This is a genomic window from Actinobacillus seminis (genome assembly GCF_002263215.1).
Lineage (GTDB): Bacteria > Pseudomonadota > Gammaproteobacteria > Enterobacterales > Pasteurellaceae > Actinobacillus_B > Actinobacillus_B seminis.
Window position 1 is genome coordinate 242,030 of sequence record NZ_NLFK01000001.1, and the last position, 13,957, is coordinate 255,986.

The 13,957-nt window shown below is 37.6% G+C and carries 12 protein-coding genes and 2 pseudogenes; 9 read left to right on the plus strand and 5 right to left on the minus strand.

Annotation, left to right across the window (positions count from 1 at the left end; translation table 11 throughout):
* Positions 1-19: 19 nt before the first annotated feature.
* The gene (locus CFY87_RS11620) at positions 20-187 is read right to left on the minus strand and encodes an ESPR domain-containing protein (RefSeq protein ID WP_158216595.1); all 168 of its coding nucleotides are present in this window, start codon (positions 185-187) and stop codon (positions 20-22) included.
* A 651-nt stretch (positions 188-838) separates the two neighbouring features.
* Here CFY87_RS11620 and glnE point away from each other — a divergent pair.
* Positions 839-3,778 (plus strand): bifunctional [glutamate--ammonia ligase]-adenylyl-L-tyrosine phosphorylase/[glutamate--ammonia-ligase] adenylyltransferase, encoded by a 2,940-nt coding sequence (gene glnE, locus CFY87_RS01205; RefSeq protein WP_094945485.1) that lies wholly within the window; start codon positions 839-841, stop codon positions 3,776-3,778.
* A gap of 73 nt (positions 3,779-3,851) precedes the next feature.
* Here the strand turns inward: glnE and CFY87_RS01210 are convergent, their stop codons facing one another.
* Positions 3,852-5,195 carry a GntP family permease gene (locus CFY87_RS01210; RefSeq protein ID WP_419670236.1) on the minus strand — a complete coding sequence of 448 codons (1,344 nt, stop codon included), beginning with the start codon at positions 5,193-5,195 and terminating at the stop codon, positions 3,852-3,854.
* Between the two features lie 333 nt (positions 5,196-5,528).
* Between CFY87_RS01210 and CFY87_RS01215 the strand changes: the two genes are divergently transcribed.
* Positions 5,529-6,050 carry a gluconokinase gene (locus tag CFY87_RS01215; protein ID WP_094945487.1) on the plus strand — a complete coding sequence of 174 codons (522 nt, stop codon included), beginning with the start codon at positions 5,529-5,531 and terminating at the stop codon, positions 6,048-6,050.
* Positions 6,051-6,223: 173 nt separating this feature from the next.
* On the opposite strand, the gene CFY87_RS01220 is transcribed toward CFY87_RS01215, so the two are convergent.
* A complete protein-coding gene (locus CFY87_RS01220) occupies positions 6,224-6,394 on the minus strand; it encodes a zf-HC2 domain-containing protein (protein WP_094945488.1) in 171 nt (56 codons plus the stop codon).
* Positions 6,395-6,410: 16 nt separating this feature from the next.
* Entirely contained in the window at positions 6,411-6,989 is a 579-nt protein-coding gene (locus tag CFY87_RS01225; protein WP_094945489.1) for a sigma-70 family RNA polymerase sigma factor, read from the minus strand.
* Positions 6,990-7,120: 131 nt separating this feature from the next.
* Here CFY87_RS01225 and CFY87_RS01230 point away from each other — a divergent pair, with 131 nt between their 5' ends.
* From CFY87_RS01230 to CFY87_RS01245, 4 genes and pseudogenes are all read left to right on the plus strand, one after another.
* A complete protein-coding gene (locus CFY87_RS01230) occupies positions 7,121-7,357 on the plus strand; it encodes a hypothetical protein (RefSeq protein WP_094945490.1) in 237 nt (78 codons plus the stop codon).
* Positions 7,358-7,540: 183 nt separating this feature from the next.
* Positions 7,541-8,486 (plus strand): annotated as a pseudogene (gene msrB, locus CFY87_RS01235) (peptide-methionine (R)-S-oxide reductase MsrB).
* A gap of 2 nt (positions 8,487-8,488) precedes the next feature.
* The gene (locus CFY87_RS01240) at positions 8,489-9,172 is read left to right on the plus strand and encodes a cytochrome c biogenesis CcdA family protein (protein WP_094945491.1); all 684 of its coding nucleotides are present in this window, start codon (positions 8,489-8,491) and stop codon (positions 9,170-9,172) included.
* A pseudogene (locus CFY87_RS01245) lies at positions 9,150-9,346 on the plus strand (thioredoxin domain-containing protein); the annotation flags it as partial. The gene CFY87_RS01240 and the pseudogene CFY87_RS01245, both read left to right, overlap by 23 nt.
* A gap of 125 nt (positions 9,347-9,471) precedes the next feature.
* Here the strand turns inward: CFY87_RS01245 and pepT are convergent.
* A complete protein-coding gene (gene pepT, locus CFY87_RS01250; RefSeq protein ID WP_094945492.1) occupies positions 9,472-10,716 on the minus strand; it encodes a peptidase T in 1,245 nt (414 codons plus the stop codon).
* Positions 10,717-10,981: 265 nt separating this feature from the next.
* Here pepT and potA point away from each other — a divergent pair, with 265 nt between their 5' ends.
* The 3 genes from potA (at position 10,982) to potC (ending at position 13,816) form a co-directional block, all read left to right on the plus strand.
* Positions 10,982-12,103 carry a spermidine/putrescine ABC transporter ATP-binding protein PotA gene (gene potA, locus CFY87_RS01255; RefSeq protein WP_094945493.1) on the plus strand — a complete coding sequence of 374 codons (1,122 nt, stop codon included), beginning with the start codon at positions 10,982-10,984 and terminating at the stop codon, positions 12,101-12,103.
* Positions 12,084-12,944, plus strand: a complete 861-nt coding sequence (gene potB, locus CFY87_RS01260; RefSeq protein WP_094945494.1) for a spermidine/putrescine ABC transporter permease PotB — start codon at positions 12,084-12,086, stop codon at positions 12,942-12,944. The genes potA and potB overlap by 20 nt, the downstream gene beginning before the upstream one ends.
* A 101-nt stretch (positions 12,945-13,045) precedes the next feature.
* Positions 13,046-13,816 carry a spermidine/putrescine ABC transporter permease PotC gene (gene potC, locus CFY87_RS01265; protein WP_094945495.1) on the plus strand — a complete coding sequence of 257 codons (771 nt, stop codon included), beginning with the start codon at positions 13,046-13,048 and terminating at the stop codon, positions 13,814-13,816.
* The last annotated feature ends 141 nt before the right edge of the window (positions 13,817-13,957 follow it).

Below are 13,957 nucleotides of genomic sequence, written 5' to 3' on the forward strand. Positions count from 1 at the left end.
TGTTGACGTTGACGACGTCTTACCCCCCCCCGAGTAAAGAAAGGGATAAACCCGCTACCAACAAGGCTTTAGCTGGCTTTTCTCGGTTATCTGTTGTTGCGTTTTTACGCTGGCTGCGCGTCAATTCGGAAGTAACATCAAAACCTTGTTTTGCATGGTTCCAAATGAGTTTAAAAACCTTATTCATAAAACTATCCTCTTTAAAAAATGATAAAATTAAGTAGAAGTGCAGCAAAGCAAACCCTATCTGACCATCTCCATTTAAAATAACGGTTATCCGTCCAACGAATTTGAACCTTATATGCCCCTCCGCCTCGATCCGTTTTACATTAAGTTCAAGCCTCCTCAATCTACTCTCCGAAGGCATTTTATTTTCTTAAAAAACGAACTGCCATAATATATCCCATTCATTCCTCAAAATCAGCTAAAAATATCACCAAACTCACCTTCTCCCGCAAAATTTCCCTATTCCCGACAAATAAGTAAAAAACTTGTAAAAAAATACCGCACTTCGCCTACAATTTAGTCGCTGCTTTTTGACAAAAGATGTTCTAATTCCCTTTAGCTATTTTATCGTAAGGATTAAACATGCAAACCAATGCTTTATATCCCCCTGTTTATATTCTCGGCAATGGTCAATTAGGACGTATATTACCCTCCCCTCCCGCTCATTTTTCAATCGCATTTACATAAATGTACACAATCTGACAAAATATTATTTTTGGTTGATAGGGAGAAAATGGCTTGTATAGCGCGTCTTTCCGTCGCCAAACGTTGATTTTTCTTTTACAATTCGGATACGCTCCATTTGACTGTTTTTCCGCAACAAGGATCCTTTATGAATATCGCAAACACCATGCCCTCCCTCTTAACGCCTTTTATCGCGCAGTTAACCCAACATTTTCCTGCAATCCAAGAAGCACAACTGCAACAACAACTCTCTCAAGCGACGCAAGATCCTACTCATCATCTGAATCAATTGGCGTATGCGGTGATGATGTCGGAGTTTTTAGCAGAAACCCTGCAAAAACAACCGCACTTTTTACACCAATGCTGGCACGCCTTGCCACAATTAAGCGACTGCAACAACTATGCCCAACGATTAAAAAGCCCATTGGATCAATGTAAAAATGAAGAAGATTTCTACCGCACTTTACGTCGTTTTCGTCACCTTGAAACCGCAAAATTAAGCCTTTGTCAAAGCCTTAATATCGCTACCGTCGAGGAAATTTTTATCCGCCTTTCTTGGCTGGCAGAAAGTTTAATTATCGGCGCGCGCGATTGGCTTTACCAAAAAGCTTGTGAAGAAATGGGAACGCCGGTAGATAGTCAAGGACAGCCGCTCCAGCTCTATGTGTTAGGTATGGGAAAATTGGGCGGTTTTGAGCTGAATTTTTCCTCCGATATCGATCTGATCTTTACCTACGCCGCCAATGGCGAAACCATCGGTGCCAGACGCTCGGTGGAAAATAGCAAATTTTTTACGCGTTTAGGACAACGCTTAATCAACGCCTTAGATCAATATACGCCGGACGGTTTCGTTTATCGTACCGATATGCGCCTACGCCCTTTTGGCGACAGTGGAGCCTTGGCGTTAAGTTTTAATGCCATGGAGCAATATTACCAAGAACAGGGGCGCGATTGGGAACGTTATGCCATGATCAAAGCTCGCATTTTAGGCGAAAATCCCCATGATCCTTATGCGCAAACCTTGAAAAAATTGCTCCGCCCTTTTGTTTATCGACGCTATATTGATTTCAGCGTGATCCAATCCTTGCGCGATATGAAACAAAAAATCGAGCGCGAAGTACGCCGCCGCGGTTTGGTGGATAATATTAAATTGGGTGCCGGCGGTATTCGAGAAATTGAATTTATCGTACAAGTTTTTCAACTCATTCGTGGCGGACGCGAAGTGCGTTTGCAACGCCCTGAATTGTTATATTTATTGCCGGAATTAGAAGCGCTCGGTTTAGTATCTACCCAAGAACGCCAAGATTTGCAACAAGCCTATGTGTTTTTACGTCGGGTGGAAAACGTATTACAAGCCATCAAGGATCAACAAACCCAACAATTACCGGAAAACGCCCAAGATAAAGAACGATTGATCCTTGCAACAACGCATTTTACGTGTTGGAACGCTAAACAGCAGCCGGAAAACATCCATTATCCCATCAAGGATTGGCACGATTTTTGTCAAATTTTACAACTGCATCAACAAAAAGTGCGGTCAGTTTTTCGTCATTTCATTGGCAAAGATGAAGAAAAAGAAGACAAAACACCGAGCAATTGGGATGATTTTTGGGATGAAGATCTCAATGAAGAAGAAATAAAACAAATCCTGTTGGAAAATGGTATTAGCGCACAATTTCATTATAACAGTATCGAAAAATTACTCCAATTTCGCCACACGCTTAGCCACCGCGCTATCGGTTCGCGCGGTCGCTTGGTGCTAACGCGATTGCTTCCTTTGTTGTTGACGCAAATTTTCCAACGCAGTGCACACCAAACCTTGCTGCCGAGAATGCTCAATATTGTGGATAAAATTGTGACCCGAACCACCTATTTGGAATTATTACTGGAAAATCCGCAAGCCTTAACCCTATTATTGGAGCTGTGCGAAAAATCCAAATTAATTGCCGAACAGGTCGCACGCCATCCGATTGTATTAGACGAATTATTGGATTGCAAAACCTTGCTTAATCCTATCCCCTTTAGCCACTATCCGGCAGAATTACAACAATATTTGCTGCGTTTGCCACAAGATGATGAAGAACAATTTATTAACGCTTTGCGCCAATTTAAACAGTCCACGTTGCTGCGTGTTGCAGCGGCGGATATTTTGGGCGCGTTGCCGGTGATGAAAGTGAGTGATCACTTAACCTATTTGGCAGAAGTGATTATTGAAGCAGTGGTCAATTTGGCATGGCAACAAGTCAGCACCCGCTTTGGTGTGCCGGATTATTTAGCGGAAAATGAAAAAGGCTTTTTAGTAATTGGCTATGGCAAACTTGGCGGCATTGAATTAGGTTATAAATCCGATTTAGATTTAGTCTTTTTATTTGACGGAACGCACAGCGGACAAACGGTTGGCGGTAAAAAATCTATCGACAGTAATCAGTTTTACCTCAAGCTGGCACAAAAAGTGATCAGCATTTTCAGTATGAATACCAGTGCCGGTATTTTGTATGATATTGATATTCGTCTTCGTCCGTCCGGTGATGCCGGCTTATTAGGCTGCGCTTTAGCGGCATTTGAACATTATCAGCTTAATGAAGCTTGGACATGGGAAAAACAAGCCTTGGTACGCAGTCGCGCAGTATATGGTGAGGTAAAATTAAGACAACAATTTGAGCAAATCCGCCAACGTGTTTTATCAACACCACGCGATCCGGTGCAATTAAAGCAAGATGTGGTTCAAATGCGTGCAAAAATGTATCAACATTTGGCAAATACCAATCCGACGGAGTTTAATATTAAAACCGACCCGGGCGGCATTACGGATATTGAATTTATCGCACAATATTTGGTGCTTGCCTACGCACCAACAAATTCACATTTGACCATTTGGTCGGATAATGTACGCATTTTTGAGATTATGGCAGAAAGTGCGGTCATTTCCAGCCACGTTTCCGCAAAATTAAAACAATGCTATGTTCAATTGCGCAATAAAATTCATCATCTTAATTTGCTGGGTTTATCTTCGGTAGTCAGTCATGACCAATTCCAAGAAGAACGGAGATTTATTCAACGAATTTGGCAAGAATTATTGGGTAATTAAACAACGTGAAAAATTAAGCGATAAAAAATGGTGGCAAAAGCCACCATTTTTCTCATACCGAATGAATAACGCGTTATAAGATGACACTGCCGATTAATGCGATCATAAAACCAACTACCCCAATTAATGTTTCCATTACTGTCCACGTTTTTAATGTTGTTTTGGTATCCATTTCTAAAAAACGGCTCACCAACCAGAAACCGGAGTCGTTTACGTGTGACAATACGGTGGCGCCGGATGCAATCGCAATCACAATAAAGCACAAGTCAAATTGACTTAAACCGGTCGTTACCGCGACTGTCGGCGCAATTAATGCTGCTGTTGTGGTTAAGGCAACGGTCGCCGAACCTTGCGCCACTCGCAACGCGGTGGAAATAAAGAACGCTGCAACGATAATCGGCATCCCGGTATCTGACAATGCGCCGGATAATGCATCACCAACTCCGCTCGCGCGCAATACTCCCCCAAACATCCCGCCAGCACCGGTCACTAATACGATAGCACAAATCGGTCCAAGGGCGTTATCACAAATTTTTTCAATTTGTTCATAGCTACGTTGTTCTTTTAATAATAGGATTGATACCAGTAACGTAATTAATAAAGCCACCGGCGTTTTACCTAATAACCGTAAGCTTTCCACCCATATTTGCGAACCGTCAATCACGTTAACTACGCTTAGCGTATTTAATCCCGTATCAAGCAAAATCAAACATAAAGGTAATAATAAAATAAATATCACTTTGCCGAAACTTGGCGGATTTAGAGTCGCGGTTTCATTGATGGCATTGGCATTTAAAAAAGCTTTTGGCAATTCCACTTTAATTTTTTTACCTGAATATTGACCGAATAAATAGGTAGCAATATACCAAGTCGGAATTGCGCACACCAAACCGACAATCACCAATAATCCCATATTCACGCCAAGTAAATCACCGGACGCTACAGGACCCGGATGCGGAGGTAAAAAAGCGTGCATAACCGCGAAAGCCCCTGCAGAAGGCAACGCATAACGAAGAACCGAACCGCCGAACCGTTTTGCTACACTGAAAATGATCGGCAGCATCACCACCAAACCGGCATCAAAGAAAATCGGAAAGCCGAAAAGTAAAGAGGCAACCCCTAAAGCAAAAGGTGCCCGTTTTTCACCAAATTTGTTGATTAACGTATCCGCCAGTACTTTTGCCCCACCGGTAATTTCCAAAAGTCGCCCGATCATAGCACCTAAGCCCACCAATAAAGCAACGGAAGCCAGAGTGTTACCAAAACCGTTTAATAATGTTGGTAAAATTTTATTCACTTCTATGCCGGTGACTAAAGCGGTTAACAAACTCACTAAAGTTAAAGCAACAAAGGCATGAATTTTAAATTTCATGATCAAAATAAGTAAAACAATGACCGCACTTAGTGCGATCAACATTAACGAAGCCGCGTCACTCATAACATTCCTCCATAATTAAAATGACAAAGTAATTATCGCTAAGGCAAATGTTACCGATAACAAAAATATTTGCAATTGGTAAATCTAAAAATTTACTTAAATTTGTGATAAAGATCACTTTATTTATTTTATAAATATTGCATATAAAAAAGTATAAAAACCGTATATTTCATTTATAAAAAACCAAAAAATGAAAGCGTTCAGGAAAAAACGTGATCTCCATCATAAAATAACAATGAAATTACAATTAACACTTTTACAGTTACCAGTAACAATTTAAAATAACTTCTGTTTTTAATTTGGAGGAATGCCATGACCAAGAATAAAGGCAAAAGTTTTATCTTAATGGGTGTATCCGGTACCGGAAAAACCACTATCGGGACAGAAGTCGCCCGTCGTTTAGGGATGAAATTAATTGATGGTGATGATCTCCATCCGCGTGCAAATATTATCAAAATGGGTTCCGGTCAACCGTTAAACGATCAAGATCGTGCCCCTTGGTTGGAACGCATTCGTGATGCAGCGTTTAGTTTGGAACAAAAATCGGAAAAAGGCATTATTGTCTGTTCTGCGTTGAAAAAACAATATCGCGATTTAATTCGTGATGGAAATGATGTGAAGTTTATTTTTTTGCATGGCGATTTCGATTTGGTACTTAAACGGATGCAACTACGTCAAGGGCATTATATGAAAACGGAAATGTTGCGTAGCCAATTTGAAACGCTGGAAGTACCGCAAGCGGATGAAACTGATGTTTATCCGATTGATATTGATGCACCATTTGAAGACGTGGTTGAGCGTTGTGTCAATGTAATTAAACCTTTGCCGGGCTAAGGCTACTTTATCTTTTGGACATTTACCCACCGTCTTTATTCTCGGCGCTAAAGTGCGGTCAATTTAACTCAACAATGATGTCGGAAATAATATATTAAAGTATGGGTTAAGTGCCATAAATAGCACATTAACTCCATCTTTAATCCAAATAGATAACGTCTCAACCGCGAACGTCAGCCTTTAGCAAATTTCTTCATCATTTTACTGACTTGTTCATTATTTCGTTTAAAATTACGACAATATGGACAAATAATCAAATGCATTCGCGCCCCTACTTTTTCAGCGAAAGATAGTTGTCGCTCCTGCGAATCAGAAATTAATTTAGTCACTTTTAAGCAATTCATCTTGTTTCCTCACTCATCAGGATAATTTTTTCGATAAGCAATTTTGTAACTGTAACCGCGCTCGATACAGTAACGTATGTAAATTTGCTGTAGAAATATTCGCATTATTACAAATTTCATCCGTAGCCAATTCTAAATATTCCCGCATCATAAATACCCGCGCCTGCGCCGCCGGCAAATAATTTAAGCAAGCCTCAAAAATCATCCAGAACTCTTCACTATAAACAGCCCCTTCATTTTCTTGCCAATTCTTGGGTTGAAACTCGGGTTTCCAGTGACCTTGTTGATCAAAAAAGGAATGAGATTCGTCCTCGGAATCTGAATTTGTATTTAAATCAGTTTCTAATATAAACCGATCTTTTAAGCGAAAATAATCCACTATTTTATTTTTTAAAATAGCGAAAACCCATGTTTTGAAAGCAGCCTGTCGTTTAAAATTGGCAATATTTTTGACCGCACATAATAAACTCTCCTGAACAAGATCTTCAGCCATGTCATTATCCCTTATTTGCAAACAAGCAAATTGCAACATTTTTTGACGAATCTCTTCAATTTGCTGTGCGGAAAGTGCTTGATCTATTTTATACATTGTCATTTTTCAACTTCATCAATTTTTATTACTAATAATTTGTCAGATTTTTGTCATTATAACGACTAATCTAATGAAAGGTGACACTTTCATAGAAAGTAATTTTAACAAACTTTTTTAAAAATAAGGAAAAATTTATGAAAAAAATCAAATACACCACTAAATTAATGATGGCAACATCACTTCTTTCTTTATTAACAATTGGTACAGTTAATGCAAAAGACATGAACAATTGTAAAAATCAAATGAATACTGATTGTATGCAAGAAATGAAATCTGATTCCATGCAAATGAAAGATAAAATGATGAAATCTGAACCAATGCAAAAAGATGAAGTGATGAAATCTGAACCAATGAAAACAAGCAGTATGTAATAAAAACATAAGATTAAATGGTGCAATGTAAAAAAGGAATAAAAATATCGCCACCATTTAATTTTATATAACAAAGGAGATATAATGAAAACATTGAAAATAACAAAATTATCTTTACTAATAATATTAGCTACATTTTCTTCAATAACGGTAGCAAATCATCATAATGAAAAAGAGGCGAATATGACCAATATCACACAAAAACAAATGCATGAAGATATTCGAACAATTTATTTAGCCGGAGGATGCTTTTGGGGAATTGAAGCCTATATGGAGAAAATATATGGTGTGAAAGAGGCAACTTCCGGATATGCCAATGGTAAAACAAAAATGACATATTATCAAATAATTGGTAGCACAGATCATGCAGAAACAGTACAGGTAACTTATGATGCCAATAAAATTTCATTAGAAAAACTACTTAAATATTATTTTCAAGTCATCGATCCAACCAGCATTAATAAACAAGGAAATGATCGCGGAAGACAATATAGAACGGGAATTTATTATCAAAATAACCGAGATAAAGAGATTATTTTAAAAGAAATACAAGCATTACAAAGCCAATATAAAGATCGTATAACTTCGTATAATGTATGCTATACGAAGTTATGCAGTCGAAAAAAAAAAAAAAATGTCATATTGATTTAACACAAGCAGATCAAGTAATTATTGATCCGGCAGATTATCCGAAACCAAATGATGAAGAACTGAAAAAGAAATTAACACCATTACAATATAGTGTAACCCAAAAGAAAATACAGAACATTCATTTAGTAATGAGTATTGGGATAATTTCGCAGCTGGTATTTATGTCGATATTACAACAGGTGAACCGTTATTTTCTTCTGATGATAAATATAATTCAGGTTGTGGTTGGCCAAGTTTTACCAAGCCAATTAACAAAGATGTTGTGCGTTATGCGGAAGACCGAAGTTTTAATATGTTAAGAACAGAAGTATTAAGTCGTAGCGGTAATGCTCATTTGGGACATGTTTTTAATGATGGCCCTCAAGATAAAGGAGGTTTACGTTATTGTATTAATAGCGCTGCAATTAAATTTATTCCATTAAATCAAATGGAAGATAAAAACTATGGTTATTTGATTCATTTTATTAAAGGGAAATAATCATGCTTGAACAACAATTACTTATTGGCAGTGTTTTTCTTGCAGGTTTAGCCTCTTTTCTATCCCCTTGTATTTTTCCGATTGTGCCAGTTTATTTCGGTATATTAAGTAAAGGTGGTAGAAAAATAATAAATACATTTCTATTTATTATGGGGTTATCTGTTACTTTTGTCAGTCTTGGTTTTAGTTTTGGTTTCTTAGGTGATATATTTTTTAATGATACCGTTAGAATGATTGCCGGAATAATCGTGATTATTTTAGGTATCCACCAATTAGGTATTATAAAACTTTCTTTCTTAGAACAAACTAAGTTAATTAATATCAAAACAGAAGGCAAAAATGCTTCTCTTGAGGCATTTGTTTTGGGATTAACGTTTAGCCTTGGCTGGACACCTTGTATTGGACCGATATTGGCTTCTGTACTGGCTTTATCAGGAGATGAAGGAACTGTTTTATATGGCGCTGCAATGATGTTGGTTTATGTATTAGGATTAGCAGTTCCTTTTATTATATTTTCATTTTTCTCACAGGAGTTATTAAAAAAATCTAAGTCACTAAATCGCCATTTAAATAAATTCAAAATTATTGGTGGCATTTTGATCATATTAATGGGAATTTTATTATTAACAGATAACTTACATAACTTTATAAAAAAAAAAAAAAAAAGAATTTATCGAATGGTATAACGGATTAGAATATAAAATATCCTTGTTTTACTAGATGAGAAAGGCGAAGTAATGAAAAAAGCAAAAGTCAGAGGGTATCCATTTAACTTATTCTTAGATAGCCATTTAGCGTTAAAAAAATCCATTCCCGGTCATTTAACTACCCAACAAATTACCCAAATGATACAGGAATAAAATCTTTGGCATTTAGAAAAATTGGAAACTTAATATGATTAAGTCAGTATTCCGCTAAATAAAGCCCTTACTTGTTTTAATCTCGTAAGGGCTTTGTATTCATCAACTCAAGCGGCAATATCCTTTTAACATTGCAATGCTAATTCGGTGATTTTCACAATAACATTCACACTGTCTACCATACCTTCCAAAGTGATCAACTCGTGTTTACTGTGAAAATTATAACCACCGGTGAAAAGATTCGGGCAAGCTAAGCCTTTCTCGGCTAATTTGGCGCCATCCGTACCACCACGAATGACTTTATGTTGCGGCTCAATACCACATTCTCGAATGGCGCGATCTGCCAGGTTAACGGATTGTGGGACTTTTTGAATGGTGTCGTACATATTGAAATAGCTGTCCGTGATTTCCACTTCTGCTTTTTGGCGCAATTTCTTCTTGCGATTAAAATCGACCACCAACATAGATAAAAAGGCTTTGCGTTGCTCAAATTTAACATGGTCAAAATCACGAATCAGATAACACAGCTCCACTTTCTCAATATCGCCACTGAAACTTTCCAGATGGAAAAATCCTTGCCGCCCTTCCGTTTGTTCCGGAGTTTCTGCTTTTGGAAAACCTTGTTGAAACTCACAAGCCAATGTCAACGCATTAATCATATGATTTTTAGCACTGCCGGTATGCATATTATTGCCATAAATTGTAACTTTGGCACTCGCGGCATTGAAATTTTCATATTCCAATTCGCCCGATTCACCACCATCCACAGTATAAGCCCAATCGCAAGGGAATTTGTCTATTGGGAAAAAATCCATGCCTAAGCCGATTTCTTCGTCCGGTGTAAATGCCACGCGAATATTGCAATGAGGCAGGCGGTTCTCTCGGATCATAGAAAGCGCGGTCATTATTTCCGCAATTCCTGCTTTATTGTCGGCTCCCAATAAATTATTGCCATCAGACACAATCAAGGTTTTACCCACTAATTTTTGTAAAAACGGGTAATATACCGGGCTAATGAACTCATCCCCCAGCCCCAGCGCAATATCACCGCCACGGTAACTTTCAATTACTTCCGCTTTAATATGTTTTCCGCTGCATTGCGGTGAAGTGTCCAGATGAGCGATAAAACCGATAGTTGGTGTATTTGGCGAAACATTTGAGGGTAAAAAAGCGGTTACTACGCCATTTTTGCTCATTTCGATATTTTCCAACCCTAAAGCAAACAATTCTTGTTGTAAGTGCTTTGCGAGTTTTAATTGTCCGCCGGAACTAGGGGAACTTTTAGCAGCGATTTTGGATTGCGTATCATAGCTGATATAACGCAAAAACCGTTCAAGTAATGATTCTTGATACGATATGATTTTCTTCATAACTTCTCTTTTTAAAAATAAAAAACCTTTTCATTCTATAATGGCATTCAAGCAAAGATCTTGATATACAACAAAGTTCCATTCAATTTTTTTAGATATAAAAAATGGATTTTTAGGGAATATTTACATTAATTGCTTTCAATTAATCTCCATTAGCTATATCATTAGCATTCATTTTTAATCAAGGTTGCTTACACATTTTTGTAAGTATTTTGTTTCTACTCAATATCAAATTTTTGATTCATTAGGGAGAAAACCAAAGCTAGTGGAAAATACAGTTCAAAGCAAGCCGATTATTGAGCTTCATTCTCTAACTAAATCTTACGGTGATAAAACTATTATCAGTAACTTCAATTTAACCATCAATAATGGTGAATTTCTGACTATCCTCGGTCCGTCCGGTTGTGGTAAAACAACTGTTTTACGTCTAATTGCCGGTTTTGAGGAATTAAATGCAGGTAAAATCATCTTAGATGGTCAGGATATTACTGATGTTCCCGCTGAACGTCGTTCGGTAAATACAGTATTCCAAAGTTATGCTTTATTCCCGCATATGACCATTTTTGATAATGTTGCCTTTGGATTGCGCATGCAAAAAGTGCCGGATGATCAAATTAAATCCCGTGTAATTGATGCATTGCGCATGGTTAGATTAGACGAGATGGCAGATCGTAAACCAAATCAACTTTCAGGCGGACAACAACAACGTGTTGCCATCGCCAGAGCGGTAGTAAATAAACCGAAAGTGCTGTTACTTGATGAATCATTGTCTGCATTAGATTATAAATTACGAAAAGAAATGCAAAATGAGTTGAAAGCACTGCAACGCCAGTTGGGGATTACGTTTATTTTTGTTACGCACGATCAAGAAGAAGCATTAACCATGTCAGATCGTATTATCGTAATGAATAAAGGGCGTATAGAGCAAGACGGTTCCCCACGTGAAATTTATGAAGATCCCAAAAATCTCTTTGTCGCACGTTTCATCGGCGAGATCAATGTCTTTGATGCAACGGTGATTGCCCGTCAATCAGAAAAAACGGTAAAAGCCAATGTGGAAGGGCGTATTTGTGAAATTTATACCGATATTCCGGTTGAAGCCGGTCAAAAACTGAAAGTATTACTTCGTCCTGAAGATATCGTGATTGAAGAATTAGATGAAAACGAAAGTTCTAAAGCAATTATTGGTCACGTAACTGATCGTACTTACAAAGGTATGACGTTAGAATCTAATATTATGTTAGATCATAACCAAATGAAAGTTTTGGTAAGCGAGTTCTTTAATGAGGACGATCCTCATATTGACCACTCTGTCGGTCAAAAGGTTGCATTAACTTGGCATGAAGGCTGGGAGGTTGTATTAAACGATGAAAATAACCACGAGTAAATTTCAAACCGGTACGGTAACGGTAATTTTTGGTTGGTTAATTTTCTTTGTATTAGTACCTAACCTCTTAGTGCTAACCGTCAGTTTCTTAACCCGTGACAGTAATGATTTTTATACGTTACCGTTTACATTGGAAAATTATTCCCGACTTTTTGAACCTCTTTATGCTCAAGTAGTATGGAATTCATTATATATGTCCGGAATCGCTACAATTATTTGTTTGATTGTAGGTTATCCGTTCGCCTTTATGATTGCCAAAATAAAGCCGAAATTTCGACCGCTCTTATTGTTTTTAGTGGTGTTACCATTTTGGACAAATTCGCTTATTCGCATCTATGGAATGAAAATTTTCTTAGGGGTAAAAGGAATTTTAAATAATGTGCTTGTCAGCTTAGGTATTATTAGCGAGCCGATTCGGATCCTCAATACCGAAGTAGCGGTGATTATCGGTTTGGTTTATCTCTTACTTCCATTTATGATTCTACCTCTCTACTCCGCTATTGAGAAACTGGATTATCGGTTATTGGAAGCGGCAAAAGATTTAGGTGCCAACGCGTTCCAACGCTTTATTAAAATCATTATTCCGCTTACTATGCCCGGTATTATTGCCGGCTGCTTATTGGTGTTATTACCAGCAATGGGAATGTTCTATGTTGCCGATTTATTAGGCGGAGCAAAAGTATTGTTAGTAGGTAATGTTATCAAAAGTGAATTCCTTATTTCTCGTAACTGGCCTTTTGGATCGGCGATCAGTATCGGTTTAACAATTTTAATGGCATTACTCATCTTTATTTACTACAAAGCCAGTAAACTAATGAATAAGAAAATGGAGTTAGAATAATGGGACGTTTATTTCGCTCACTTTTTATATTTATAATATATAGTCGTGGGAGGCAAGGCACACAGGGGATAGGAAAAAAAAAAAAAAATGCATAACTTCGTATAGCATACATTATACGAAGTTATACGATTATAATATATTCTTTTTTATATATTCCTATTATTATTCTAGTGACAAATTCTTTTAATGAAGATCGCTATGGCTTGACATGGAAAGGATTTAGCTGGAATTGGTATGATCGCCTATTTAATAATGATACGTTAATTCAAGCTGCGATCCACTCTGTTACTATTGCTTTCTTCGCCGCTACGTTGGCAACGATCGTCGGAGGATTGACTGCTATCGCACTATATCGCTACCGCTTCCGCGGCAAACAAGCAGTTAGCGGAATGCTGTTTGTTGTAATGATGTCGCCTGATATTGTAATGGCTGTATCTTTACTGGCATTATTTATGATCGCCGGTATCTCGCTTGGTTTTTTCTCATTACTTTTGGCTCATATTACTTTCTGCCTACCTTATGTGGTGGTCACTGTATTTTCTCGTCTTAAAGGTTTTGATTCGACCATGTTGGAAGCGGCAAAAGACTTAGGCGCCGGCGAAGTGACGATTTTACGTAAAATCGTTCTTCCACTTGCGTTACCGGCAATTATTTCCGGCTGGTTATTAAGTTTTACTATTTCTCTTGACGACGTCGTAGTTTCTTCCTTCGTCAGTGGCGTAAGCTATGAGATTCTACCATTGAAGATATTCTCGTTAGTGAAAACAGGTGTAACTCCGGAAGTCAACGCCCTTGCCACAATTATGATTATTCTTTCTTTATTCTTGGTTATTTTAAGTCAACTTGTTTTATCCAAAGAAAAATCAAATTGAATAAAAATAATACTTCACAAATTTATTAATACGAAATAAAATACGCCTTGCCTCTTGCAAGGCGTATTTTTATTCCGTGTTTTGGTTTATATAACTTAAGTATAACAAATACGGTTATTTTTTATTCTTAACAGGAGAATG